The sequence below is a fragment of the Haloarcula sp. H-GB4 genome, assembly GCF_030848575.1.
Lineage (GTDB): Archaea > Halobacteriota > Halobacteria > Halobacteriales > Haloarculaceae > Haloarcula.
The window spans coordinates 263,135-288,291 of the sequence record NZ_JAVDDX010000003.1 but is presented as its reverse complement, the minus strand read 5'-3'; the positions used below and the strand labels follow the sequence as shown (position 1 = coordinate 288,291).

21 protein-coding genes are annotated in these 25,157 nt (G+C 60.8%); 12 read left to right on the top strand and 9 right to left on the bottom strand.

The genetic code is table 11. The features are described from left to right. Nucleotides 1-4: 4 nt before the first annotated feature. A complete protein-coding gene (locus tag RBH20_RS17485) occupies nt 5-1,861 on the bottom strand; it encodes a BCCT family transporter (protein ID WP_306711032.1) in 1,857 nt (618 codons plus the stop codon). A gap of 89 nt (nt 1,862-1,950) precedes the next feature. Then, complete coding sequence (locus tag RBH20_RS17480; protein ID WP_306711030.1) at nt 1,951-3,198, bottom strand: NAD-binding protein; 1,248 nt, start codon at nt 3,196-3,198, stop codon at nt 1,951-1,953. A gap of 172 nt (nt 3,199-3,370) precedes the next feature. Here RBH20_RS17480 and RBH20_RS17475 point away from each other — a divergent pair, with 172 nt between their 5' ends. After that, nucleotides 3,371-3,781, top strand: coding sequence for an EamA family transporter (locus tag RBH20_RS17475; RefSeq protein WP_306711028.1), 411 nt, complete (start codon nt 3,371-3,373; stop codon nt 3,779-3,781). 90 nt (nt 3,782-3,871) lie between these two features. Beyond that, complete coding sequence (locus tag RBH20_RS17470) at nt 3,872-4,252, top strand: Rid family detoxifying hydrolase (RefSeq protein WP_306711026.1); 381 nt, start codon at nt 3,872-3,874, stop codon at nt 4,250-4,252. 21 nt (nt 4,253-4,273) lie between these two features. Here RBH20_RS17470 and RBH20_RS17465 read toward each other — a convergent pair whose 3' ends face one another. Further along, nucleotides 4,274-4,543 carry a hypothetical protein gene (locus RBH20_RS17465; RefSeq protein ID WP_306711238.1) on the bottom strand — a complete coding sequence of 90 codons (270 nt, stop codon included), beginning with the start codon at nt 4,541-4,543 and terminating at the stop codon, nt 4,274-4,276. A 177-nt stretch (nt 4,544-4,720) separates the two neighbouring features. Here RBH20_RS17465 and RBH20_RS17460 point away from each other — a divergent pair, with 177 nt between their 5' ends. After that, the gene (locus tag RBH20_RS17460; protein WP_306711023.1) at nt 4,721-6,244 is read left to right on the top strand and encodes an NADH-ubiquinone oxidoreductase-F iron-sulfur binding region domain-containing protein; all 1,524 of its coding nucleotides are present in this window, start codon (nt 4,721-4,723) and stop codon (nt 6,242-6,244) included. Next, nucleotides 6,241-9,549 carry a formate dehydrogenase subunit alpha gene (fdhF, locus tag RBH20_RS17455; protein WP_306711021.1) on the top strand — a complete coding sequence of 1,103 codons (3,309 nt, stop codon included), beginning with the start codon at nt 6,241-6,243 and terminating at the stop codon, nt 9,547-9,549. The genes RBH20_RS17460 and fdhF overlap by 4 nt, the downstream gene beginning before the upstream one ends. Nucleotides 9,550-9,789: 240 nt before the next feature. Here fdhF and RBH20_RS17450 read toward each other — a convergent pair whose 3' ends face one another. Further along, a complete protein-coding gene (locus RBH20_RS17450; protein ID WP_306711019.1) occupies nt 9,790-10,521 on the bottom strand; it encodes a creatininase family protein in 732 nt (243 codons plus the stop codon). Between the two features lie 159 nt (nt 10,522-10,680). Here RBH20_RS17450 and RBH20_RS17445 point away from each other — a divergent pair, with 159 nt between their 5' ends. Next, nucleotides 10,681-11,763 carry a GTP-binding protein gene (locus RBH20_RS17445; RefSeq protein WP_373567976.1) on the top strand — a complete coding sequence of 361 codons (1,083 nt, stop codon included), beginning with the start codon at nt 10,681-10,683 and terminating at the stop codon, nt 11,761-11,763. Nucleotide 11,764: 1 nt separating this feature from the next. Here RBH20_RS17445 and RBH20_RS17440 read toward each other — a convergent pair whose 3' ends face one another. The 3 genes from RBH20_RS17440 to RBH20_RS17430 form a co-directional block, all read right to left on the bottom strand. Then, on the bottom strand, nt 11,765-11,926 hold the full coding sequence (locus tag RBH20_RS17440) for a hypothetical protein (RefSeq protein WP_306711015.1): 162 nt from the start codon (nt 11,924-11,926) through the stop codon (nt 11,765-11,767). A 63-nt stretch (nt 11,927-11,989) separates the two neighbouring features. Continuing rightward, entirely contained in the window at nt 11,990-13,147 is a 1,158-nt protein-coding gene (locus tag RBH20_RS17435) for a glutathione-independent formaldehyde dehydrogenase (protein ID WP_306711236.1), read from the bottom strand. A 166-nt stretch (nt 13,148-13,313) separates the two neighbouring features. Beyond that, a complete protein-coding gene (locus RBH20_RS17430) occupies nt 13,314-14,165 on the bottom strand; it encodes a type II CAAX prenyl endopeptidase Rce1 family protein (protein ID WP_306711013.1) in 852 nt (283 codons plus the stop codon). Nucleotides 14,166-14,726: 561 nt separating this feature from the next. On the opposite strand from RBH20_RS17430, the gene RBH20_RS17425 reads away from it, so the two are divergent. Next, nucleotides 14,727-16,028 carry a S8 family serine peptidase gene (locus RBH20_RS17425; RefSeq protein WP_306711011.1) on the top strand — a complete coding sequence of 434 codons (1,302 nt, stop codon included), beginning with the start codon at nt 14,727-14,729 and terminating at the stop codon, nt 16,026-16,028. Nucleotides 16,029-16,091: 63 nt separating this feature from the next. Beyond that, complete coding sequence (locus RBH20_RS17420; protein ID WP_306711009.1) at nt 16,092-16,703, top strand: helix-turn-helix domain-containing protein; 612 nt, start codon at nt 16,092-16,094, stop codon at nt 16,701-16,703. Nucleotides 16,704-16,896: 193 nt separating this feature from the next. Here the strand turns inward: RBH20_RS17420 and RBH20_RS17415 are convergent, their stop codons facing one another. Next, nucleotides 16,897-18,582, bottom strand: coding sequence for a BGTF surface domain-containing protein (locus RBH20_RS17415; RefSeq protein WP_373567973.1), 1,686 nt, complete (start codon nt 18,580-18,582; stop codon nt 16,897-16,899). A 341-nt stretch (nt 18,583-18,923) separates the two neighbouring features. Here RBH20_RS17415 and RBH20_RS17410 point away from each other — a divergent pair, with 341 nt between their 5' ends. From RBH20_RS17410 to ric, 3 genes are all read left to right on the top strand, one after another. Continuing rightward, a complete protein-coding gene (locus tag RBH20_RS17410) occupies nt 18,924-19,202 on the top strand; it encodes a PRC-barrel domain-containing protein (RefSeq protein ID WP_306711007.1) in 279 nt (92 codons plus the stop codon). Nucleotides 19,203-20,094: 892 nt separating this feature from the next. Beyond that, nucleotides 20,095-21,159 carry a DUF2249 domain-containing protein gene (locus RBH20_RS17405; protein WP_306711005.1) on the top strand — a complete coding sequence of 355 codons (1,065 nt, stop codon included), beginning with the start codon at nt 20,095-20,097 and terminating at the stop codon, nt 21,157-21,159. Between the two features lie 76 nt (nt 21,160-21,235). Next, nucleotides 21,236-21,946 carry an iron-sulfur cluster repair di-iron protein gene (gene ric, locus RBH20_RS17400; protein WP_306711003.1) on the top strand — a complete coding sequence of 237 codons (711 nt, stop codon included), beginning with the start codon at nt 21,236-21,238 and terminating at the stop codon, nt 21,944-21,946. Between the two features lie 314 nt (nt 21,947-22,260). Here the strand turns inward: ric and RBH20_RS17395 are convergent, their stop codons facing one another. Beyond that, a complete protein-coding gene (locus tag RBH20_RS17395) occupies nt 22,261-22,851 on the bottom strand; it encodes a TetR family transcriptional regulator C-terminal domain-containing protein (RefSeq protein ID WP_306711001.1) in 591 nt (196 codons plus the stop codon). 179 nt (nt 22,852-23,030) lie between these two features. On the opposite strand from RBH20_RS17395, the gene RBH20_RS17390 reads away from it, so the two are divergent. Together RBH20_RS17390 and RBH20_RS17385 are read left to right on the top strand one after the other, a co-directional pair. After that, nucleotides 23,031-23,630 (top strand): TetR/AcrR family transcriptional regulator, encoded by a 600-nt coding sequence (locus tag RBH20_RS17390; protein WP_306710999.1) that lies wholly within the window; start codon nt 23,031-23,033, stop codon nt 23,628-23,630. After that, the gene (locus RBH20_RS17385; RefSeq protein WP_306710997.1) at nt 23,630-25,099 is read left to right on the top strand and encodes an MATE family efflux transporter; all 1,470 of its coding nucleotides are present in this window, start codon (nt 23,630-23,632) and stop codon (nt 25,097-25,099) included. Before RBH20_RS17390 ends, RBH20_RS17385 begins: the two co-directional genes overlap by 1 nt. Nucleotides 25,100-25,157: the final 58 nt, after the last annotated feature.

The following is a 25,157-nucleotide window of genomic DNA, read 5'->3' as shown; positions in this document are numbered from 1 at the left end:
CAATCTACTTCTTTTCGGGTGGGTCGACGTCGTGGTGTGTCTGAACGGTCGGCAATTTCCTGACGGCGCGTCTGAGGAGGGACGTGTGGCCCTGCTCGTCCCGGTACCATGTCACGGTTAGCCCGCCGACCGCCACGAGTGAGATCACGGCGAACGGGCCGCCAGTCAGGACGGCCAGAGCCTGTAGCGTCTCAGCGCCTCCAAGAAGCAACACCGAGACAGCGACCGCTCCCTGAAAAACGCCCCAGAAGACGATATGCGTCGCCGACGGTGCCATCCCCCGTCGGGTCGCCAGAACCGAGACGACGAGCGTCGAGGTATCCGCCGATGTGGCCATGAACACGATGATGAGCGCGAGAAACAGGAACATCAGGAGCTGTCCAAGCGGCAGCGACGCGAACAGCGGGAACCCGGCGACGGCTTCCGAACCACCACGCTGTGCGATCGCGGCAAGGATATCGGCCTGCCCTGTCTGCTGGATGAACAGTGACGTGCCACCGAGCAGCAGGAACCAGACCATCGTCGCCGCCGAGGTTGCGACGACACTCGTGAACACGACAGTTCTGACCCGGCGGCCGCGGGAGAGTGCGGCGATGAACAGCCCCGCGAAGGGTGCCCAGGAAAACCACCACGACCAGTTCCAGACGGTCCACGCCGCGACCCACTGCCCGCCCGTGTGAAGACTCAACGGAACGAACTCCACCACGTAGGTCCCAAGTGCCTGCGTTCCTCGCTGGAGAATGAACGACCGTGGACCGACGGCAGCGATGAGAAGCGCGAACAGGCCGAACAGGACGATATTGAGACCGGCGATGCGACGGATGCCACGGTGGATTCCAGTCGCACTGGAGACAACGAATATCAGCGTCAGGCCGCCGACGAACAGGACCGGCCCGACCTCACCGGCTGCCACGTCCCACTGGTAATTGATTCCGGCGAGGAACTGCTCGCTCACGAGTGCGACCGAGGTGGCGATGCCGCCGATAGTGGCAAAGACGGCCAGCGTATCGACCAGTGTAGCCCAGGCCGAGTCAAGTTCATCGACACCGAGAATCGGTGCCAGCACCGTCGAAACCCGGAGTGGTGCGTCCCGCGTGAACGCGAAGTACGCTATCGGGACGCCGATGACGGCGTAGGCGCTCCAGGCCGAGACGCCCCAGTGAAAGAGGGTGTACACAAGCGCACCGTTGACCGCGCCCGGCGACCCGGCGGCTGCCCCGACGTACGGCGGTGGCTGGTCGTAGTGAAACAGGGCCTCGGTAGGACCCCAGAAGACCAGTCCAGCTGCGATGCCAGCGGTAAACACGAGCGTAAAGTACGTCGGATAGGTGTAACTGGGTTCCGTGTCCGGACCGCCCAATTTGATGTCTCCCCAGGGCCCAACCAGTAGGAACAGACAGTAACAGACGGAGAGGAAGACGGCAGCGAGAAACAGTGGACCGCCGCCGCGAAGGACTGTGGCAGCGGCGGCGTCAACAGCACCCGTCGTCCGTGCGGGGAATGCGATCTGGAGCCCGAAGAACGCGGCGAACACGAGCACGGGGAACGTGAGGATAGCTGGCTCGTGCTGTGTAAGGAACTCCCGGACGGCCCGCCTGACATTGGTCCGACGGACGCGGAGCAGGACATCGGCCGCGGCCGGCCTGGTTGCGTCTTCGGAGTATGGAAGGAGCGCTATATAACAGAGTCCCGAGCTGAAAAACACGAGGGCGATAGTCAGCCACGCCGGACCGGTCACGGCTTCGCCGACAAGCGTCGGAAAGAAGAACCCCGCGAGCACGAGCGCCCCGGACGCAGCACACAGTGGCACCAGTAGCTGGCCAACGATCTCCGAAATGCCACTGGCGTCCGAGGTGGCCATACATCGATATTCAGTATCGTATACATATATTAGTATCCCACAGTGTGATGCAAGGCGGTCGACACCGTCGCTGGCGAGCGTCGGGACCGTTACTCGGGGGTGTCTCCACTCCCCTCGTCGTCCGCGACGATTCCGTCCAGCAGTGGTTCGCTCGACTCACGGCCCAGCACCGACTGTCCCAGAAGCCGCCCGCCAATCGACCGGGGGTTGATAACTTCGTCCGCCCCGACCGCGCGGAACTTCTCGACGTGTTTCTCGGCAGTCGCTGCTGCGACTGTGCGGATGTCCGGATTGACGTTTTTCGTCGCGATGACAGCCAGCACGTCGCGGGCGTCGTCGTTACTCCCTACGACAACGCCGCTTGCGGCCCCGACGCGTGCGTCCCTGAGGACATCCTCATCGGTGGGATCACCGGTGAGCAGATTCACCCCCTCTCCTTGTAGCGACGCGACCGTCTCCTCGTCGGGTGTAACGACCACAACCTCCGTCTCGTCGCCAAGTTCCTCAAGCAGCGATGCCGTAACGTCTCCGTACCCGAGAACCACGACGTGGTCCTCAAGGAGTGTGAGTTCTGATGCTGTCATGACTCCGAACGCTGTCGCCATTCTGGATTCGATAGCAGGGCCGATGAGCGCGCCCACGGCGACGGTGAACGCGCCGGTTCCGAACAGGATGATAGAGAGCGAGAACCACCGTGCTTCCGCCGTCACGGGTGTGATATCGCCGTAGCCGACTGTTGCGATTGTGACGACGACGTAGTATACGGCGTCGCCCCAACTGTCGAGTTCGAGGAATTGACCTCGAAGCCCGTAGGCACCCACAGTCCCGTAGAGAACGACGCCGAAAATCGCCGACAGCGATGCGATCTGAATCGGCGAGAGGTCAAGAGACTGATCGAATCGGTGACGGTTCCGGACCAGCAGTGGGTACGTGACCAGCGTTAGCAACAACAACGGGATATCTGTTGGCTGAAACGTGGCAAGCGGTAGCAGTACCAGACCGAGAAGCACGACGGCCGCCACGCGCCAGGCAAGCTGTTTGCGCCGCTGGAGTCCAACCGTCACAATGCCGAGGATGAACGCGAACAACACCCCACCAAACCTGACGAAAAGTAGCGGAATATCGACGACTGCGGTCAGTGGGCCAGTGAGTGCAATCGACGCCTGGCTGAGGTTCGAAAGACCGGTCACGAACGCCAGCAGCGCGACCACACCGGTCAGGACGACCGTCGGTTTTGCGCCAGATAGCTCGTCCCACTCGATGAACGGAACTCTGTCAGCCGGGTAGAACACGTCCTCCAGTGTCCGGTCCGACGAGTCTTCTGGGACGTTAGCCATTGACATACGTTTGTCGGAGTCAATATAAAAATCACGCGGCGAACGCACACTGGACTCAAGTCACCGCCTCCCGTACGATCGGATCAATGCGTCGATTGCACGAGCATAGATGTCGCTGTTCGCCCAGGGCACTTAGAGGGAGTGGGGACCAACTCATCCGGAGGCTGAACCGATGAACGCCGCCGTCCTGTTTGGGCTGGGAACGATGATAGCCTGGGGGTTCTGGATCGCGTTCGGCAACGTTGCGTCGAGTACGATGGACCCGGAGACCGCGGCGTTCGTGTCGTACGCCACTGCGACGGTCGTCACCGGAATATACGTTATCGTCTCAGACGCATCGTTCGTCGTCACAAACCGGGGGATGATGTTCGCCAGCGCGGCGGGCGTCGCGGCGGCTGTCGGCGTAGTGTCGACGTTCGTCGGCGTGACTGTGGGGCCCACATCAATCGTGTCCACCATCGGTGGGATGTACTTCATCACCGCCGCGGTCATCGGCGTCATCGCGTTCGGGGAGTCAATGACGTTGACGAAAGTCGCCGGCATCGGTCTGGCGCTGATAGCGATTGTCGTCATCAATCAATGACTGGACACAACTGGTAAGCGCCCGAGAATGTTGTGCAAGCGTGACCCGTCACGGCAGGGGTTTATCCGATGGGGACAGGTACGGCCGGATATGAAGCATGTAATCAGCACCGACGAGGCACCGGCCGCGGTCGGAGCGTACAGTCAGGCAACGTCGAACGCCGACCTCCTCATCACCGCCGGACAGCTCCCGCTCACAACGGACGGCGAACTGCTCGACGACGAGCCTGTCTCCGACCAGACACGACAGTGTCTTCACAATGTCGCGGCGATTCTGGAGTCAGAAGGGCTCTCGCTGGACGACGTACTCAAGACAACCGTCTATCTCGACGACATCGACGACTTCGATGCGTTCAACGAGGCCTACAGCGAGTTTTTCGAATCGGAGCCACCGGCGCGGAGTGCCGTCGGCGTGGGTGCGGTCCCGAAAGGTGCAGCGGTGGAAATCGAAGCTATCGCAACCACCGACTAGCGGGGGCGGCCGTTCCGTATCCTACCGCAACTCCATCTGTTCTGCTCGCTCTGCGGCGAGCGTCGTCAGTTCGTCGACGCTGCTGTCCGAGCGGTCCGCGAGGACGCGGAGCAACATCCCGAGCTGTATTGCCGCTGCCTCCCGGAGTTCGGCTGCTTCTTCGGTGTCGTTACCGAAGTAGTACTCGTGGCGGCCGTCCTCGTGGATAATACCGGTGTACACTGAGCGCAAGTCGTCCTCAGTTATCGCGGCCGACGCCTCCGTCTTGACTTCCTCGAACTGTGGATTCATCATTTCGATTGGAGTAACGTCCCGCTACCTCATTGTTTCGACGGAATGGTCTGACCAGCGCTGTCCCATCAATATGTGGACAAGTGATATATTGTGCGGGAAGATGACTCCACTGCAACCGGTGGTCCCGGGACCGCTCGGCTGGGGTTTTTAATCGTTCAGCACGACGCACAGAGTATGACACGGGAAACCACGGCCCTCGCTCATTCGACCGTCGTCCGGGTGTCGACGGACGGCCGGTCACAGAGTGGGGACCGGGTCTACTCCGCTGCACGAGCGGCGGCGGACTCGGTCCCTGTGGTCAGGACAGGGCCGACGGGCATCACAGCGGTCACGCCGCTGGTAATGACTACGAGTAGCGGGCGGACAGCGTTCTACGCCAACCCCTCACCGGCGACCGTCCGTGACCTCGTCGCCGAACTAGAAGCTGAGACAGTACCGACAGCCGACGCAGACGCCGTCGTCGAACACGACCCCAAGACGGCGTCGCTTCCCGTCCCGGAGCACGGACCGCTCTCGGTCGGCCACCGTGACGTACTGGGCCCCTGTGGCTGGGTGGCTCCGCTCGAACCGGCTGACTGGTTGTTCGTCTCGACTGGGCAGACTGCCGACGCTGCAGCAGCAGCCGGGCTGCTGGGCCGGGGCCGCGGGGACGCCGCCGCTGACGAACCGGTCGCCGAGACGTGGGAGACGGCCAGCGAAACCGACGGTGACCCGGTGGTCGTCTGTAACGCCAACGACGCCAGCGACCTCCCGACGGGCGACGACACGCTTCTCTCTGGCGCACCGATGGCAGTCCTCGACGGGATTGCAGCAGTCGCCGAGCACGTGGACGCCGGCGACGCCGTCATCTATGTCAACGAGTCGCAAATTGACCTGCAAGCGGACCTCCGGGAAGCAATCGACGCAGCCGGCGACAGCCTGCCAGTTGTTCCGCAACTGGTGGCCGGCCCGGACGAGTTCCGTGCCGGCGAACCCACGGCGGCGCTCGAAGCACTGGAGGGGGCCGACCGCATCGAACCGCGGCTCCAGCCGCCAGCACCGGCCAAACGAGGGCTATACGGCCGCCCAACAGTCATCCACACGCCGCGGACGTTTGCGCACGTCCAGCGGGCCATCGCCGAGCCAGACAGCGTCGACGCTGACGCCGCTGACCCCGGAACACGACTCGTAACGGTCACTGGCGACGTTGCCAACAATGCAACCGTCGAACTCGGGTCCAGCGCGAGCCTCGCGGCGGTACGTGAGGCGGTCGAGATGGACGGGTCGTTCAAAATGGCCTGTGTTGGCGGCGTTCTCGGCGGTATGACTCGCAGCCTCGACATGGCACCGACTGCGCAGTCGCTCCAGGCGGCGGGCCTCGGAACCGACGGCGTCGTCGAACTGTTCGACACCGACCGATGTGCCGTCGAGACGGTCGGAAAGCGGGCGCGGTTCGCATCGATGGAGAACAGCGGCCGATGCGTCCCTGGTCGCGAGGGGACGAAACAGCTCGCTGAACTCCTGCGCGACATATACGACGGCTCGTTCGAGAGCGACAAGATACGCGAACTGTCCCGGGTGATGCGCCAGTCGAGTAACTGCCAGACCGGCGCACACGCGCCGCGACCGGTGACCACAGCTATCGACGAGTTCGAACCGGAGTTCCGCGCCCACACTGACGGACATTGTCCAAGCGGTACCTGTACGGAGAAACTATGAGCACAGACAGATCGATTCCACGAGTTCCAGACCTAGACGACCCACAGCCCGAGACGCCAGTCACCCGCGAGTTCGAGACCGGAACCGCCAACGACCCCGAGGTGGGGACCGACACGGACGGCCCGACAACGCTCACCGTCGACGGCGAGCCAGTCACTGTCTCCTCAGGCTCGACCATTATCGACGCGCTACAGGACCTCGACGACGATATCGTCAGCGTCGACCCCGGTGCCGAGGGCGTCGAAGACGACGCCGACGTGCCGGCGCTGTGTTACTACGACCGCGACGGGGACTGTAGCGACGAGATCGGCCCACGCAGCGAGTGTCGCACCTGTATGGTCGAGACCGAGGAACACGGCCTCGTCCCGTCGTGTTCGTTCCCCGCCGAAGACGGCCTCTCCGTCTCGACGGACACGCCCGATGCCGAGGAGGCCCGCAGCGTCAACCTCGACCTCGTCCTCTCGAACCATAACCTACGGTGTACCACCTGCAATGGCAACGGCCGCTGTGAACTCCAGGACGCCGCCATCAGCGAGGGCGTCGACCACCCCCGCTACGGCGTCTTCGACGAGCGCGACCAGTACGAACCCATCGACGACACCTCCTCGTTTATTCAGATCGACCGCAACAAGTGCATCCTCTGTAACCGGTGTGTCGACGCCTGCAACGATGTGCAAGTCGAGGGCGTTCTCCGCGTCGAGGGCCACGGTGAGGACACTCGCATCGGCTTCCAGTCCGACGCCGAGACCATGCACGACTCGGAGTGTGTCTCCTGTGGCCACTGCGCTACCGTCTGCCCCACCGGCTCGCTGACCGAGAAGGGCATCGACGGCGCGGCGACGCTCCCGCTGCCGGGGTTCACGCAACGGAACTCCATCGGGACCGTCATCGAACACGAGGACGCCGAGACCATCGATGACACCACCGCCCCGAATCGCGGATTCGAACCCGGTGACCCGAGAGCCGATGAAAAGAAAGGCCTCGCCAAGTTCGCGTCGCAGGCCAAGCGACGAGCCGGCGACATCGCCAAGGACTATGGGAAGAAGGCGTTCCTCGCCGGCGAACACACCGCCGAGAGCATCGCGGCGAACACGATGCCTGAGGGTCGACTGTTCGACATCGCCAGCGTGGTCAGCGACTACCGGCTCTCGAAGATCGACAAGCAGGAGACGACCTGCGGGTTCTGTGCCGTCGGTTGCCGGTTCGAGATGTGGGGCAAGGACGGCGACTCGCTCGGCGTCGTTCCGGTTGATGACCCCGACGACGCGCCCGCGAACAACTTCTCGACCTGCGTGAAAGGGAAGTTCGGCCACGAGTTCGCCAACAGTGAACAGCGAGTCACGGAGCCGCTCATCCGCAACGACGACGGCGACCTCGAACCGACGACCTGGGACGAAGCGCTAGACTATGTGGCTAAGCGCTTTAGCGAGATTCAGGACGCCCACGGCATCGACTCACTGGGCTGTCTGGCCTCATCGAAGGGGAGCAACGAGGAGGCGTACCTCGTCCAGAAGTTCGCCCGGCAGGTGCTGGGCACGAAGAACATCGACAATTGCGCGCGGCTGTGTCACTCCTCGACGGTGGCAGCGCTCCAGCAGACGCTCGGCTACGGCGCGATGACCAACCGCATCAACGAGGACATCGGCGAGGCCGACGCGTACCTCATCAGCGGCTCCAACACGACGGAGTCACATCCGGTGCTCGCCACGCGGATCAAACAGAACGTCCGCGAGGGAGCCGACCTCGTCGTGTTCGACCCGCGGAAGGTCGGCATCGCCGAACATGCCGACCAGTACACCCGGACCAACCCCGGATACGACGTGGCCTGGCTCAACGGCCTGATCCGGTACATCATCGAACACGACCTCCACGACGAGGACTTCATCGAGCGCAACACGAAGAATTTCGAGGAAGTCAGAGAGAAAGTCCAAGCGTTCACGCCCGAGAAAGTCGAGGAGCTGGCAGGTGTGTCGCCAGAGGAGCTTGCTTCGGCGGCCGAGACGCTCGCCGAAGCCGACAGCGTCGTGTTCGGCTGGGCGATGGGCATGACCCAGCAGAGCCACGGGACGGAGAATCTCATCGCGATGGCTGACCTCGCGCTCGTCCTCGGGCAGGTCGGCAAGCCCGGTGCCGGCCTCTCGCCGTTCCGCGGCCAGAACAACGTTCAGGGCGGCGGTGGCGACATGGGAACGCTTCCGGGAAGCCTGCCGGGCTATCAGAACCCGGCAGATGAGGAGGTCGGCGAAAAGTTCGCTGACGCGTGGGGCGAGCGACCGCCCGAGGAACCCGGACTCAAAGTGCCGGAGATGCTCGCCGAGGCCCACGCGGGGAACCTCCGGGGGATGTACGTCGTCGGCGAGAACCCGGCGCTCTCGGAACCCGACATCCAGCACGCCGCCGAGGCCTTGGAAGACCTGGAGTTCCTCGTCGTACAGGACATCTTCATGACCGAAACAGCGGACTACGCCGACGTGGTGCTGCCGGCGGCCACCTCGCCGGAGAAACACGGCACATTCACCAATACGGAGCGCCGCATCCAGCGGGTTCGGCCCACGTCCGAGCCGCCGGGCAAGGCCCGCCAAGACTGGGAGATAACGCAGGCGTTGGCCCGTCGGCTGGGCTACGACTGGGACTACGACCACCCGCGGGAGGTCATGGACGAAATCAACTCGCTTGCGCCCATCTACGGCGGCGTCACCTACGACCGGCTCGAATCTGGCGAAGAGCACGGCCTCCAGTGGCCCTGCTGGGACGAGGACCACGAGGGCACGCCGTACCTCTATGACTACGACGAGGGGAACTTCAACTTCGAGGACGGGAAGGCCCGCTTCGTTCCCGCCGACGGCGGACACCCCGGCGAAATTCCCGACGAAGAGTACCCGCTGACGCTCACCTCGGGGCGCGTGCTGTATCACTGGCACACGGGCCAGATCACCCGCCGCGTCGAGGGGCTGATGAGCCACGTCGGCGAGAGTTTCGTCGAGGTGCATCCCGAGACCGCCGAAAAGCTCGGCATCGCCGATGAGGAGTACGTCCGCGTCGAGTCCCGACGGGGTGACATCGTTGTCAAGGCGCAAGTGACCGAGCGTGTCGGCCCGGGGACGCTGTTCATCCCGATGCACTTCGCTGCCGGCGCGGTCAACAAACTCACCGGCGAGACGTTCGACCCAACCGCCGGCATTCCTGAGTACAAAGTGTCGAGTGTTCGCGTGGAAGTGCTGGGCTCGGAGACAGACGAGACGGTGCTCCGGACGCCGGACGCCGGCGGGAAACAGGTCCGGAAGCGAGGGACAGGCGACGACTGAGTCGGCGCATCCGCTTTTTATTAATACACGGGGCCGTGAATGGGATTGTGACAGGCTCAGACAGTCGCCGAGTATACAGACATATTTCGGTTTATTTACCGCTATCTGTTAGCGTTAGTAGTTATCCATACCGAATTTACGTAAGCAAATATTTCTTACTAAGAGGGTAGGTGTGAACTATGTCTATACCTAACCAGATAGCATTGTTTCAATATAAGCTATTTGCTCTTACCTCACTGCTTACTCACGCGGCCCGGCCGGTCGATCCGCGATTTCATCAAGGAGGTCGACGAGTGACTCTGTTGCTAGGTCCAGCAGGGTCTCCCCGCGTTCGGCGCTGCCCTCACGCGGATCACCGACAACCCCGTTCTCAGTGAACTCGTCGGAATCGAACGCAAGGTTGACGCCGCTTTGCCACTCCCCCCAGCCGTCACTACCACCGTCTGCGGCCTCATCCAGCCGGCCCTCGTGGACAGTCTCTGGGTTCGTATGCTGGAGCAGCGAGGTTTCCAGCGGCCCACCATGGCCCATGTCGGCGCTGTGGTCGCCGACTGCGTTGAACCACGTGAACGGAACGGCAAAGGCCTCGTCGTGGCGGGTTATCGTGCCCGCGACTTCCCGCAACGCGTCGATGTTGCCGCCGTGGCCGTTGACCAGCACCACGTGGTCCCAGCCGTGGCTGGCGAGGCTCCGGACGATGTCACGGACGTAGGACCGAAACGTCGACTCGGAGGTCCACAACGTCCCTGAAAAGGCGCGATGCTCTTCGGCGACGCCGACGGGGACTGCCGGTGCGACGACGACGGGGTCATCATGGCGCTCAGCACCGTGTTCGGCGACCACCTCGGCGTCGAGCGTATCCGTTCCGAGCGGCGCGTGTGGCCCATGTTGCTCCGTGCTCCCGACGGGGAGCAGCGCAAGGTCCGTCTCGACCTCGGTCATATCAGTCCACGTCTCCGTCTGCAGTTCCATGGTCGCATCTCTTGTCGGGGCGAAATAAAGCCATTCTCTCAGCGGGTAGTACAGTCGAGGCACAGCTTGCGTCTCCAGTTGGCGTCCGGACGCGGCTTTAATACGCATTGACACGTGTGTTGTGACAGCATGGCTATCGATAGCTCGGGTTCGGTTCCAATGACGGTCATCAGCGGGCCGCTCGGCGCGGGGAAAACGACACTGGTAAACAGGTTGTTGAGTGAGCCCGGAGAACGGCGAATCGCCGTCGTCGTCAACGATATGGGAGAAATAAACGTCGATGCCGAGCTTCTCGCGGACGAAGCAGAGTCGGGGGAGGAGGGCGTCGTAGACCTCTCGAACGGCTGTATCTGTTGCCGACTGCAGGATGACCTCGTCACCGAGGTGACGCGACTTGCCGAGGAGCGGACGTTTGACTATCTTGTCGTCGAAGCCTCCGGTATTAGCGAACCGATTCCCATCGCCAGAACGCTGACAGTCGGCCCGGACGAGGGCGACCCGCCCGACGGCTTGCATCTAGATACGACGGTTTCAGTCGTTGACGCCTACGGATTCTGGAAGGCGTTCGATCCCGAGGAATCGCTTCCGGAGGCTGCCCCCGACCCCGAACGCCCGCTCACCGAAGTACTGATCGACCAGATAGAGTTCTGTGACGTGCTCCTCCTGAACAAGTGTGACATGGTCCCCGATGATGCGCTGGACGCCGTAGAAGCCGCAGTCAGGGCGCTCCAACCCCGAGCAGCCATCCATCGAACCACGTACAGCGAAGTCGACCCCGGCGATGTACTGGGGACCGGACAGTTTGATTTTGAGGATGCCAAGCGACAGCAGGGCTGGAAACAGGCGTTAGCCGGGGCGGACAACCACGATGGTCACGGTCATGACGACGGGGCGGCAGCAGCCCACGGCGTCGAGTCGTTTGTCTACCGCCGTGACACGCCGTTTCACCCCGGTCGGTTCAACGACTGGCTCGACGACTGGGACGGGGCTATCGTCCGCGCAAAAGGGTTCACCTGGGTCGCCAGCAGACCCGAGACGGTGCTGGGCGTGAGTCAGGCTGGCCCGTCTATTCAGGCCGGACCCATCGGGAAGTGGGGCGACGACGGCCCGTCCACGCGACTCGTCTTCATCGGACAGGAGATGGACGAGGACGACATCAAAGCCGAACTCGACAGCTGTCTGGCCACGGACGAAGAGCGAACGCAGACGTTTGTCAGCGATCCGTTCCCACGGGAGGGGTGAGTCAGGTCGCGCCGTAGCCAACCTCCTCGCGGAGTTCGTCCCACGACTCGTGGAAGCCATAGGTCGACTCGGAGTCGCCGCCCATCGCGTCCTGATAGACGTCGTCATAGGACAGGAGCTGCGTCCAGCCGTCGTGGAACCGGTAGCTACAGTACTGACACATAGCTGTTCATACCGGGTAGCAGGATGTATAGCTATCGCCAAAAAATGAGTCGGTGGCTCTGTGTCAGGGCTCCAGCAGCACCTTCGTGACGCCTTCTTCACGGTTGTCGAAGGCCTCGTACATCTCGGGAGCTTCTTCAAGGCCGACACGGTGAGAGACTACCCAGCTGGGGTCGGCGCGACCCTCGATAATCAGGTCACGTAGTTCCCGGTTGTACGACTTGACGTTACACTGTCCGGTCCCGAGCGCCTGACCTTTTTCGAAGAGCAGTCCAAAGTCAATGCCGAGGCGGCCCTGGGCGGCCATGTCGTCTGGAGCGCCCGGGTCCTCGGGAACGTAGAGCCCCGGGATTCCCAGTTCGCCGGTCGGTTTCACCGTTCGGATGAGGTTGTTGATGACGACGGCCGGATTCTCCCGCGCTGGGTCGTACGCGTCGTCACCTTTCTTGTCCGGGTCGATGGCCTGATAGCCAACAGCGTCTACACCCTTGTCGACTCCGCCACCGTGTTGCTCTTTGATTTGCTCGACCGGATTGCCGTCCTCGAAGTTGATCGGCGTCGCGTCGCAGTGTTCTTCTGCGAGTTCAAGCCGGCTCGGAACACGGTCGACGGAGTAAATCTCCGCTGCACCCTTGATCTTCGCGCTGTAGGCGGCCATCAGGCCGACCGGACCGGCCCCATAAATGGCGACGGAGTCGCCCGGCTCGAGGTTAGCGAGTTCTGTCCCATGCCAGCCTGTCGGGAAGATGTCCGCCAGCAGCGAGAAGGCGTCCTCGTGCTCGTCGCCCTCCGGGAGTTTGAGTGCGTTGAAGTCCGCGTAGGGAATGCGGAGCTTCTCCGCTTGCCCGCCCTTGTACGGCCCCATAGCGACGTATCCGTAGGCTCCGCCAGCGAAACCGGGATTGACGTTCGTACAGAACCCGGTATACCCGCTCTCGCAGTTCTCACAGAAGCCACAGGCGACGTTGAACGGCGCGACGACGCGGTCGCCTTCCTCCAGTGAGGAGACGGCCTCCCCGACTTCGGTGACGATACCCATGTTCTCGTGGCCGAACACGATGCCGGGCTCCGCCGCGGTCCGCCCCTCGTACATATGAAGGTCGGACCCGCAGATACATGACGTCGTGATATCGATGAGTACGTCGTTCGGATGTTCTACTTCCGGTTCATCTACTTCTTCGACAGCCACTTCTTTCGGTCCCTTATACACAACAGCGTTCATTGACATTGTTTAACACAACCATATGTCCCATAGGATAGCTGTCACTTATAACTAGTTAACTGTAATGAACAATTCGATGATGGCCCGTGACGGCGCAGTCCGGGGGGTCGCGCCATGCCCGTAACGGGTATGAACAACGCAAAGAGCCCGGAAGCTCCAGCGAGTCCTATTCCCCGGTCGAGGCAGATATCTCCTTCCGTGACCCGGTAAGCGGTGAGCCGTCGTCTCCTGATAGGCGGACAGTCAGGTAGACCAGCGAAACCATGACGGTGTATTCGAGCACACTGACCACCAGATGTAGCTCGGACGGGATGCTCACCGAGATGATGACCGGCGGGTGATTCATCGATGCATGGAACAGAGCGACGAGCCAGAGGTTGCCAGTCAGTGCATAGACGCTCCCGTAAGCGAGTCCCATGAGCGCCAATCCGAAGAGTCTGGCTGCAAGCGCGGAGCTAACGCCGTGCCCCGATGCGAGAAACCACCGCGGGAGGTGAAAGAGAGCGAACAGGACCGCGACGAGTCCGATACCGGACAGCACTGCGCGACGAGTCGTCTCACCGGCCAACCGAGTGAACTTCTGCTGGAGGTACGTACGGAAGAGGAACTCTTCCGGGATTGCAGTGAACAGCAGCGAACTGAAAAGTGCCGCGAGATACAGTAGCGGGTGGGCAGCGGTTCTCGACAACGAGGCTTCGAACCCGGGGATGCCACCCATCGCGAGAGCGACCGCAACAAGGTTGTACAGTCCCCAGAACACGGTGACCACCCCGATCACGGGGCCCAGTGTGCGAACAGACGGGAGCAGAGAGCGCGGTGAGACGGTTTCAATTCTGAGCGCACCAGCCGTGAGTGCGACAAGGAAGACACCCCAGAGCATTCCCAAGACGGGCGGCGGCGATGCGCCGGGGGAGATAGTCACTAGTCCGGAGAGGACACCAATCACTATGAGGTACGTTGCAACGGGAACCAACGGCCCGCCGCTGAATCTCGGCAGGCCAATACCAGGGCGCAACATCCAGTCGGAATCCAATGGCCGACCCAAAATTAGCTTCTATCTCGAATTTCGGTGGGCCTCTGTCGTCGACAAGTGTCCAATGTGTTGGTTATGCACAACCACTCGACTCGATGTTTAAAACTAGTTTTTAGTCACTGGTAGCTTTAGTATGCTCCCGTCCAACGGATCAAACGCCGGTGACCGCCCGTAACAGGTCCCGGCTGCCAGCGCCCTCCCGATGTGCCGCCGGTTTCCACGAACTGGAATCCACCCAGTCCGGTTGTCCGCACGACAACGGGTACGTCCCGCCTTCCCCGTTGTCGATCGCTCAATTCACAGTACCGTTGGTACTACAGTTGGGTCTCACACCACACAGACGGAAAGTAACCATGAAACGACGTGTCCGCCGGCTATACTGTTGCTATGTGGATGTACGTGTGTCAGTTTTCACAGCCGATGTGGTCTGTAATGTGTCTCGCCAAGTAGCAGAGCACCTCGGTACGGCGCTCGACACTCGATCAGTGTTCACTGAAAGACCGGCGATCCACGGACCAGCGAGAGTATCGCAGCAGGTGGTCAGCGATGCGTGATCGGACTGTATTGCTGCTGGCCGTCGTCACAATCGCGTTACTCACTGGAAGCATCGCGGTGCTCGCAGTCGCAGGCCCGACAGAGTCTCGCCCGAACAGGGCCGATGCCGCATCAGTATCGGTGTCGGACGAAGCAGCCGGCCGGTTCGCACGTCTCCACGCAACCGGAGTCACAGGGTCGAATGTCTCGGTCGGCATTGTCGATCCGACCGGATTCGACACAGAGTCGAAAGCGATTGCCGGTCAGATCGCCAGAACACGGAGCTTCGGTGTTGGTTCCGTACACAATACCCACGAGGCCCACGGGACTGCGACGGCCGCCGTCGTGTCGCGGACCGCACCGGACGCCAGCCTATATCTCGCTCGGGTTGACAGCGTCGACAGTTATCGACAGGCAGTCGACTGGCTGGTCCGAGAGGACGTCGATGTGATCGTCGCACCTGTTTCCTTCTACGGGCAGCCAGGCGATGGAACCGGGCCAGTCGCCCGGAGCGCGACACGAGCGACAGAGCGTGGGTCTGTGTTCATCGCCCCAGCCGGTAATCTCGCACAATCTCACTGGTCAGGGCAGTACACGACCGGAACCGTCCAAAATCGGACAGTCGCGTTTACCAGCGGAAACAGGCAGAACTACATCAGAGGTGGGACCGAAATTACGGTCTGGCTTTCGTGGGAACGAGCACACGCAGATGAGGAGTACACGGTCGAACTGTATTGGACGAACGGCACCACCTCTCGCCTCGTCGCCCGCTCACAGCCCTACCGCGGCGACGACGTACCAAACGAACGAATCGTTGCCGACGTCAGGTCCGGCGACTACTATCTCGTGATTCGCGGGCCAGCATCGCCGACTGGCGCGCGGTTACGGCTCGTCTCACCAACGCACGACCTCCAGCACACGTCGGCTCGAAACAGCATCGTCGCTCCGGGGACGGCCCACAAAGTGATTACTGTCGGAGCATACAACGGCCGTGTCGATCAGCTCGAACCGTTCAGTTCGCGGGGCCCGACAGTGGATGAACGGACCGGTGTCGACATTGTGGCACCGGACAGGCAGTTCGCCGCTGCCGCACCTGACGGCTTCGTCGGCTCTTCGGCCGCAGTCCCATACGTCGGCGGAACCGCGGCCCTGCTGCTAGAGGCAAACGAGTCGCTGTCGCCTCGCGAAACAGAGCGCCTGCTTGAACAGACCACGAGAGACGTGGGACAGCCAGGACTCGACAGCGAAACCGGCCACGGAGCGGTCCGTCCAGTTCGTGCGGTCCAGACGGCACAGAACCGCACCGAAGGTTAAATATCGTTTTAAGCCAGCCACAGGCCTTTGGGGAGTCCGTGTCATACATCCGACAGCGACGCTATGTCGAGCCTCATCGAAACGATACAGGAGCGGACCGGGACAGCCGACGAGTCACCGCGGGTACTCGATGTTGCAGAGAACGAGACCGACGACGTACTCGATGCGCTCGCCTCAGACACCAGTCGGTCGCTGTTCCGCACACTGTACAACGAGCCCGGAACGCCGTCCGAAATAGCGGACCGATGTGACACGTCGGTCCAGAACGTCCACTATCACGTCTCCAATCTCGAGGACGCGGAGCTCATCGAACCGGTCGAAACGGTGTATTCCGCGAAGGGCAACGAAATGACCGTGTACGGTCCCGCGAGCGATCCGATTGTACTGGTTGGCGACCGCGACCTCGCGCCGCGTGTCCAGCAATCGATGACCGATATTGTTACCGGGGTCGGGCTGATCGGCTTTGCGAGTCTCTTCATCCAGTGGGGCGCAGAGCGACTGGCAGACGCAACCGCCGGGACTGGGGTCTTGGCTCCTGCGAGCCCACATACCGGGCCAGCCAGTGGACCCAGTACGCTCGCATGGTTCGTTTTCGAAGTCGTCGAGCCGGGTGTGCTATTTTTCTGTCTCTGCCTCACCGTTCTCAGTCTCGCTGCGCTACTGACTGACGAGTGACTGTGAGCGAAGGTGTCTCACAAGAAGGACAGTTCTACCATGGCCGATTTGCGGGCAAAAACTCACAGACCTCGATCCCAGATTGCAACGCGACAGCCGTGGGTAGAGCAATGTGAGCAGGCCGCTGACGATGGAAGCCACTTTACATCTGAGGTGTTTTCAAAAACCGTGCGTGTAGCGGACCGTCACAGCGTCAGTTCATGACGGACCGAAGACCGACTCCCACGCCAACGATAGCGAGCACTCCGCCGACAACGAGAGCGCCGACACTGATCCCGAAGTCTCCAGCCTGTGACTGCTGTGCGGCCGGCGTTTCGCCGGTAACCGAGTCGGCATCATCCGAAGCGGCGTCCGCGGACGTGGTATTCCCATCAGTGATGCGCAGCGAGCCGACCGTATCGGGCTGCCTCTCGGCCACCTCAGTCCCACGGTACAGCGACAGCTCGTAGGTGCCCACATCGAGTTGCGAATCGAGGGCGACCTCCGAACCGGATTCAACTGATACGGCATCGGCGTCTGCGGCGGTTTCGAGGGTGGGTTCGTCGTGGCCGGCCGCCGTGGTATCAAACAGGAGGGCGACACGATCATCGTCGTTCCCGTCACGGACGGTCGCATTGATCTCGTAGTTGACCTCCGGGCTCCCGATAGAAATGGTGGCCGCGTCAGCGGTCGCGAGAGCTATCTGAATTCGAGCAGTCTCTCCCTGCCGCCCCTGAACCACAGTTTCCTCCAGCCCAAAGTCGGCCGACTCCTCAACCTCGAATTGCTCGCTTGTCGTCCCGTTGGCTTCGATGACGATCGTTCCGACAGTCGGTCTCCCGTCAGTCGACTGCCCATCGAACACGCGGTACGAGTACGCAGCGGCGGCGAGCGTGGACGAGAGATCCGGCTCCGACTCGGTCACGGTCAGCGAGTCACCGTCGTCCGCCACGCTGAGCGTCGCTCCGTCCGTGCCGGCCACCGCAGTATCGAAGAGGACTAGCACCTCGCCGTCACCGTCATCGTCACTGACGGTCGCGTTGATCCGGTAGTTAGCCGCCTCGCTGCCAATGGAGAGTGTTTTCGTTCCTCCATCAGTCATTGAGACCGGAATTTCGGCGGTGTCGCCCTGGGCGACCTCAACGACGTTTCCGCCATCGTCAGTCGGTTCCGGGGTCTCTATCTCCGGTACCGGATCAGTACAGTTTCCGTCGCACGGGGCGATGGTCTCAGTACGTTCAAACAGCCAGTCGCCATCGACATGAGCGGACAGTTCGTAGGATGTGTTCGCTGGGTGGCGCGACAGATCGAACTGGGCGGCGAACGTCCCATTGGGCTGTACTATGACCTGCCTTTGGTAAAGGAACGGGTTCGACGAGTTCTCTGACACGATTTCGACCGTCATTTCCGTCCCAGGTTCCAGTGTGGTCTCCCCGGTGACCACCTGTTGTTGGTCGGCGTGCAGTGGGAGGCTGTCCTCTGAGACCGTGGCCTGCTGCTCCGTAGCGGCAGCCTCCGGGTCAGTACAGTTGTCGTCGCACGGGGCGATAGTCTCGGTTCGGTTAAACAGCCTGTCACCGTCGGCATAAGCGGACAGGTCGTAGGATATGTTCGCTGGGTGGCGCGACAGATCGAACTGGGCGACGAACGTTCCATTGGGCTGTACTGTGACCTGCCTTCGATAAATGAACGGGTTCGACGAATTCTCTGACACGATTTTGACCGTCATCTCTGTCCCGGCTTCCAGCGTGGTCTCCCCAGTGACCACCTGTTGTTCGTCAGCGTGCAGCGGGAGGCTATCCTCTGAGACCGTGGCCTGCTGCTCCGCGGCAGCAAGCCCCGGACCCGTCACCGCTGCGGCGATAAGCACCGCGGCCAGCACCACTGATCTGAGACTCACAGAATCACCTCCCGTGGTGCGGGCAACCGGGCGTACGTTTGCGGGCGATGCTGCCAACAGTCCCACGTCGCAGGTGGAGGGCCAGTCGCTGGCATACGGGTAGCGGTTACGCTGGGACTAAAAAATCACCAGCGATAGGTTAAAATCGCGTTGAACTCGGTCATGCTGCTCCGGTCAGTGAGCCGGCGAGTTGGCTGGGGCGTAAAAAGGTAATATATGTGACACTGTTTCGGTGGCGATAGTGTTCATGGCATCCACGTAGGCAATTATTTTGCAGTAAGCGACGAGAGGTCGCGGAGAGATGCAGTAATTTTATGATAATTTCGTTATTATTGACTAATATGCGAACGGTCCTCGCAAACCAGCTCTCCAACGTCCGGGTCGTGAGCACCGATGGCCGCGAAGTCGGCACACTGCAAAACATTACGGTCAATACAACTACGGGAGAACTTCAAACAATTGTCATCAACAGCGACATTCAAGAAATATACGGCGCTGAGCGGGATTCCGACGGCGATATTCGATTGCCGGCGTCCCTCATCGAGTCGATGCGGGATCACCTGACCATTCAGCCGCCTGCAGAACAGCGTGTCGCAGGTGGCGATACTGTGGATTCATAGGTAACCCGTCGGGTGTTCAAACGGGCCGGTCCGAATGCAGTTGTTAGTCGTGCGTATTCAAGTATCGTTGGCTGACAGGTCTGTCAGCGCAAATACGAACGGGTTCGGGCGAATACTCTTTTTTACAAATAGCTGAGGAGGGTTATGGAAGCACTATCGCCTGCACAGCACTATCCCGGCGTTGTACTCGGTCTCCTCTGTGCTGGTGTCGGAGCTGTGCTACAGGGGATCGATGGGAGCGTTCTATGGGGCCTTATCGGGTACTTTCTGGGTAAATCGATACAGAGCATACTCTGGACTGTCACCGGCGAACGGAGCTCGTGACCGAAGGCGATTGGCACAAAACTCCTAGATAGCCGTGATAGACGCAGTATAAGTAGCGTACCTTTTTCGGTGGAGGCCCCCATGCTCGCTTTCTCTGGTACGATCCGAGTTCTGTAACTGTCAGGAGATGGTTTCCCAGTCGAGTAGGGCGCTGAAATCGGATTAGCTCGCCAAAGGGCAAAGCCCGATTCGATAGCCGATGTATCGTGTGTGAGACAGAGAGAGTATCCAATAAGGAGACACTGTGGACGGTTCAGGACCTGGCAGCGGTGTTTTCACGGGTGCCACTCGGGGAGTCGAACACGTCCCCGCACAGCGGAGACCATTCTCGGAACAGGCGTGAAACCGAAACTGTGACTGTCGTGTCCCTAACAGAATTGTAAATCCGATGTATCTGTTTCGCTTGAAGCTGGCGGCCACCATTGCGGTCAGGACGATGAGGCCAAGCAATTTGACGCCGACGAGATACCCTGACTGGTTGCCGTCCAATCGGTGGGGTGATCCGGATGCGGCCGAACCCCTTCGGGACAGGTGACATCAGTCCACTCGTTTACCGACCAGTATAGAGATGCCAAGGGAGATTCAGTTGCGAGACCAGTCGGAAGGAGAACGCCGTGAACAGCTCTTCGACGTACTGTCGGGAGCCGAGGTCGGTGATACCATCGAAGTCGTGGCCGACAGGGATATCGACCCCCAACTGGTTCGCTACCAGCTGGAACAGAACCGGTCGCTGGAGTGGAAATACGCACATCCCGACGCAGAGCCGCGAGAGCTCCAAGTGACCGTCGGCGAGTCGCTTGGGGACGAGTCACTCCCCACAATCGATGTCCGTGACCTGAAGCCACAGCGACGACACGAGGCGCTTCTGGATATCTTCGACGGTCTGGCGGCGGGTGAAGGGTTCGTCCTCGTCAACGACCACGACCCCAAGCCGCTGTACCACGAGCTTAAATCGATGCACGGGGACGTAGTCGAGTGGGACTACGCGAGTCAGGGCGGCGGTGAATGGCAGGTCAAGATCGTCAAGACCGATGCTTCCGAGACCACCGACGAAGACATCGTTACGCGGTATGACGTCCGCGAAATCCCAAAACAGGAGCGGCATCCGACGATCCATCACCGATACGGAATGATACCCGAGGGCGAGACGATGGAACTCATCGCCCCACATGAGCCGCGGCCCCTGCAGCGAGAGTTCAGACAGCAGTACGGCGACGCCTTCACCTGGGAGGTCGTCGAATCAGAGCCCGGCCGCTGTCGTGTCCAGATCACGAAGACCGAGAGTAGGGACGAGTCCAGTGGTTCGGATGCCCCTGCCGATGCCGTGTCGGCAACCCCATCTGACGACGAGTCGCTCAATATCACCGAGGAACTTGATGTCAGAGATCTCCCGCCAGCGCAGCGACACGAGCAAATCTTCGAGGCGTACGCCGAACTGGACACCGGGAGCGGATTCGTCCTGGTGAACGACCACGACCCCAAGCCGCTGTACCACCAGTTCGAGGCCGAGGCGGGCCCGGAGTTCCGCTGGTCGTACCGCCAACAGAACCCCGGCGAGTTCAGAGTCCTGATCGGAAAGGCCGAGACAACCGTCGGCGAGTCAGCCGACGAAGAGACGGAGGTCCCGTTCTGACCATGATCGACGGCCACAAATTCCGAGAACAGCGGAATAGAACGCTGCCAGCAACAAACACAGGTAACAGCTCCCAATGACGGAACCAATCGATTTGGAACGACCGCTCGGCGCACTCGTCAGAGAGAACCCGGCGTTCGCTCGCGTCTTCGAATCAGTCGGACTCGATTTCTGCTGTGGCGGGGACCGGACACTCCGGACAGCCTGTACCGAAGCAGACCTTGATCTCGATGCCGTCCGAGAGCAACTGTACGAGGCTCGCAGACAAAGCGGGGATAGCGGGGACAAATGGAAATCGATGACTGCACTCATCGAGCACGTCGTCGACAGCCATCATCAGTACCTCTGTGAGGAGCTATCGGCCCTGAAACAGCTCGCTGAGGAGGTTCGAAGCGTCCACGTGGAAGAGCATTCAGAACTGGCGGACATCGAGCAGGAAGTCCTTGAACTGGCCGAGGAGATGCGTCAGCACACGACAGAGGAGGAACAGGACGTGTTCCCCATCATCGAGAAGCTCGACAGAGGCACTGAACTCACAGACGAGGAAAGAGCGGTTCTGGACGAGGCGCTTGCGGACCTCGAATCGGACCACGAAGCGACGGCGGAGCATCTCGAACGGATTGCTGAGCTGAGCGACGGGTACGCAGTTCCGGACGACGCCTGTCCGAGCTATCAGAGCCTGCTCGAACGACTCGAAACACTGGAACAGGACACACATATGCATGTCCACAAAGAGAACAACGTCCTGTTCCCGCAGGTGGAATCACAGCTCGCGGGCCAAGCCTGACGGCGAAAAGAGCGATTGGCAGCCGTTACAGTACTGCTCCTCTCCGTCCGAGGTGGCATAACGTTCGCGGCGTTGCTCTCACTACCGATATTTGGAACCGGTGTCCGCACTCTGGGAGGTTCTCTCGACCTCGGTCGACTGGTCGTTCCGTTGCTAGCCCTCGCGCACGTGCCGGCCGTTATCGCGCTGATCAGTCTCTGGTCGATAGGCTGTGACGTCTGTGAAACAGGGGTACAAGCTAACGGCAGCCGATGTCATCAGAAGCCTGTGGTGTAGCTACAAGACAGTCGAACGGTGGGATTACAAGGAGCCTGTTACCGTAACATCGCATCGGCGTACTCACTTGCTGTCTGTCGGGCCGTTTCGAGTTCCGCGGTGTCGTCTAGCATCACGGCCCGAGTCCGGGCACCGTCGATGATCGTCAGCAGCGAGCGGGTAACGTGCTCCGCGTCAACGTCGTTGAACACACCCTCGTCGATCCCGTGGTTGATGACTGCCTTGAGTATATACCGGATATACTCGTCATTCTGGTGGAACCGGTCGCTGAACGCTTCCTTGTACGGTGCTTGACTCCGCATCTCTAGCAGAGCGACCGAAAGATCGGGATTTTCCTGCGGTTTGACAAGCAGTTCGTCGAGCAAGAGGTCCAGTCGTGCTTCAGGGTCTGTTGTCTCGACATCGTGAATCGAATCAACGAACCGCTCCAACAGATAATCGAGAAAGGCCGCAAGAAGATCGTCTTTCGTGTCGTAGTAGTAATGCACTGCAGCCGTCGATTTGCCGTACTCGTCCGCGATCCGTTTTATTGTGAGGTCAGCGTACCCGTGCTCGCGCAACGCCCGGTAGGTCGCCTGCATTATTTCCTCGGTCTGGTCCGAGAAGGTACGGTCCGATGGTCCAGCCATTGCCTAACGGTTTCACCTATGGTTGGATAACCGTTGTGACCCACATACTATTGCTCAGCCAAATTATTAGTTAGTTAGTCTATTCGACGCCTGAATGACCCTATTTATCATCTATGATTTAGATTGTCGACTTCAAAGCGTTTTTGACTAACCGGTTAGTAAGTATTGTCACAGCCGTTATGGATGACGATACAGCTACCGAAATTCTTGAAGCGACGTACCGCGCCCTCTGCCAGCACGGGTACGCCGCGCTCACGGTCAAAGACATCGCTGCCGAGGCAGACCGGAGCAAAGCGTCTATTCACTATTACTACGACAGCAAGGAGAACCTCTTTACGGAGTTTCTGAATTTCCTCTACGAACAATACACTGCAAAGATAACGGCAGTCGACGGGAATACGCCGCGAGAGGAACTCACTTCGTTATTGGATACAGTTCTCACTGATGGGCGACCGACGCCCGGTCAGGAGTTCAGAACAGCGTTACTCGAAATAAAAGCACAGGCCCCGTACAACGATGCTTTCCGGACACAACTGGCCAAGTTCGATGCTGCTCTCTTCGACCAGTTGCGGGACATTATCGCGGCCGGCGTCGAAACCGGTGAGTTCGATGAAACAGTTGAGCCGACCGTTGCAGCGGAGTTCCTCGTGACGGCGATTACGGGTGCCCATACCCGACACGTCGCCACAGACCGTTCAATAGACCAGTTCAACGAGACGATTACGCGCTACGCTGAGACCCATCTTCTTGCAGACGCACCGGCGGAGGCGACCCACTAATGGGGATTCGAAGTCGCGTTAGCGCCCTGTTCAAAGGCCCCGAGGAGTTCGACCTCACGTCGGGTGGCATCGGGAAGCCGCTGTTTTTCCTCTCGATGCCGATTGTCATCACGAACCTCTTTCAGACCGCGTACAACCTCGCGGACACGTTCTGGCTCGGCCAGTACAGCACGGACGCGCTGGCGGCGATCAGCTTTGCGTTCCCGATGGTGTTCCTGCTTATTTCGCTCGGGATGGGGATATCCGTCGCCGGCAGCGTCCTCGTCGCGCAGTTTACCGGCGCAGGTGAGGAGCGCGAAGCTGAGTACGCTGCGTCCCAGACAGTAACGTTCGCCGTCATCGTCTCGTTCGGTCTCGGTATCGTGGGCTATCTCGGCGTCGATACGTTTCTCGGCCTGATGGGCGCGTCCGAAGACGTCCTGCCCATGGCGACCAGCTATATGGAAGTCATTTCGCTGGGTCTGCTGTTCATGTTCGGCTTCTTCGTCTTCGTCGCGCTCATGCGAGGCTACGGCGACACGATAACGCCGATGCTCGTCATGTTCGGCTCGGTCGTTCTCAACATCATCATCGACCCGTTCCTGATCTTCGGCTGGACGGTCGTCGAGAACGCACCGCTCGTCGGGACCGTCTCGTTCCCCGAGCTCGGCATCGAAGGGGCTGCCATCGCGACCGTCTTTTCGCGGGCGCTGGCGCTGGTCGTCGGGCTGGCAATCATGTTCCGAGGGAACCGCGGTGTCCAGATTCACCTCCGCGACATGGCCCCGGACCTCTCGTATCTCCGCCGGCTCGTTCGCATCGGCCTGCCCGCCTCCATCGAAGGAACAGGCCGTGCGCTATCGATGAACCTGCTGCTGGTCATCGTCGCGATGTTTCCGGATACGGTTGTCGCTGCCTACGGGATCGGGACGCGCGTTTTCTCAGTCGTCTTCCTGCCAGCCATCGCAGTTGCGCGTGGCGTTGAGACGATGACTGGCCAGAACATGGGGGCTGATAAGCCGGACCGGGCAGCGAAAGCGGCAGGCCTTGCAGCGACGGTCCTGTTCGGCGTGCTCTCCCTAGCTGGCGTGCTTGTCTGGTTCATCGCCGCACCCATAGCCGACCTGTTCACCACGGATCCCGAGGTCGTCGAAATCACGACGCAGTTCCTCCGGTACGTCGCGCTTTCCTTCGGGTTCATCGGCATCATGCGGGCCTACACCGGGAGCTTCCGTGGTGCCGGAAAGACGCTCACTGCCGCAGCGATATCGGTGTTGATGCTCGGCGTCATCCGCTTCCCGATTGCGTGGTTCGCCGCTGTGCCGCTCGGTGAAACCGGAATCTGGATCTCATTCGCTGTCTCGAATGTCGCTGGAGCGATTATCGCGTACGGCTGGTATCGACGCGGGACGTGGCGAGACAGCGACCTCACCGAAAGCAAAGTCGACGTTGACGAGGCAGGTATCGAGATATCCGCAGACGGAGACTGATAGCAGTGGGTGGTGAGCGCGTGTGACACCCTTTGGTGACCCAATGCTTTCAGGGGAG

Bases quoted from the DNA above. Each gene is read 5' to 3' on its own strand.
- RBH20_RS17485 (WP_306711032.1), bottom strand. From the start codon at position 1,861: ATGGCCACCTCGGACGCCAGTGGCATTTCGGAGATCGTTGGCCAGCTA.
- RBH20_RS17480 (WP_306711030.1), bottom strand. From the start codon at position 3,198: ATGGCTAACGTCCCAGAAGACTCGTCGGACCGGACACTGGAGGACGTG.
- RBH20_RS17475 (WP_306711028.1), top strand. From the start codon at position 3,371: ATGAACGCCGCCGTCCTGTTTGGGCTGGGAACGATGATAGCCTGGGGG.
- RBH20_RS17470 (WP_306711026.1), top strand. From the start codon at position 3,872: ATGAAGCATGTAATCAGCACCGACGAGGCACCGGCCGCGGTCGGAGCG.
- RBH20_RS17465 (WP_306711238.1), bottom strand. From the start codon at position 4,543: ATGAATCCACAGTTCGAGGAAGTCAAGACGGAGGCGTCGGCCGCGATA.
- RBH20_RS17460 (WP_306711023.1), top strand. From the start codon at position 4,721: ATGACACGGGAAACCACGGCCCTCGCTCATTCGACCGTCGTCCGGGTG.
- fdhF (WP_306711021.1), top strand. From the start codon at position 6,241: ATGAGCACAGACAGATCGATTCCACGAGTTCCAGACCTAGACGACCCA.
- RBH20_RS17450 (WP_306711019.1), bottom strand. From the start codon at position 10,521: ATGGAACTGCAGACGGAGACGTGGACTGATATGACCGAGGTCGAGACG.
- RBH20_RS17445 (WP_373567976.1), top strand. From the start codon at position 10,681: ATGACGGTCATCAGCGGGCCGCTCGGCGCGGGGAAAACGACACTGGTA.
- RBH20_RS17440 (WP_306711015.1), bottom strand. From the start codon at position 11,926: ATGTGTCAGTACTGTAGCTACCGGTTCCACGACGGCTGGACGCAGCTC.
- RBH20_RS17435 (WP_306711236.1), bottom strand. From the start codon at position 13,147: ATGAACGCTGTTGTGTATAAGGGACCGAAAGAAGTGGCTGTCGAAGAA.
- RBH20_RS17430 (WP_306711013.1), bottom strand. From the start codon at position 14,165: ATGTTGCGCCCTGGTATTGGCCTGCCGAGATTCAGCGGCGGGCCGTTG.
- RBH20_RS17425 (WP_306711011.1), top strand. From the start codon at position 14,727: ATGCGTGATCGGACTGTATTGCTGCTGGCCGTCGTCACAATCGCGTTA.
- RBH20_RS17420 (WP_306711009.1), top strand. From the start codon at position 16,092: ATGTCGAGCCTCATCGAAACGATACAGGAGCGGACCGGGACAGCCGAC.
- RBH20_RS17410 (WP_306711007.1), top strand. From the start codon at position 18,924: ATGCGAACGGTCCTCGCAAACCAGCTCTCCAACGTCCGGGTCGTGAGC.
- RBH20_RS17405 (WP_306711005.1), top strand. From the start codon at position 20,095: ATGCCAAGGGAGATTCAGTTGCGAGACCAGTCGGAAGGAGAACGCCGT.
- ric (WP_306711003.1), top strand. From the start codon at position 21,236: ATGACGGAACCAATCGATTTGGAACGACCGCTCGGCGCACTCGTCAGA.
- RBH20_RS17395 (WP_306711001.1), bottom strand. From the start codon at position 22,851: ATGGCTGGACCATCGGACCGTACCTTCTCGGACCAGACCGAGGAAATA.
- RBH20_RS17390 (WP_306710999.1), top strand. From the start codon at position 23,031: ATGGATGACGATACAGCTACCGAAATTCTTGAAGCGACGTACCGCGCC.
- RBH20_RS17385 (WP_306710997.1), top strand. From the start codon at position 23,630: ATGGGGATTCGAAGTCGCGTTAGCGCCCTGTTCAAAGGCCCCGAGGAG.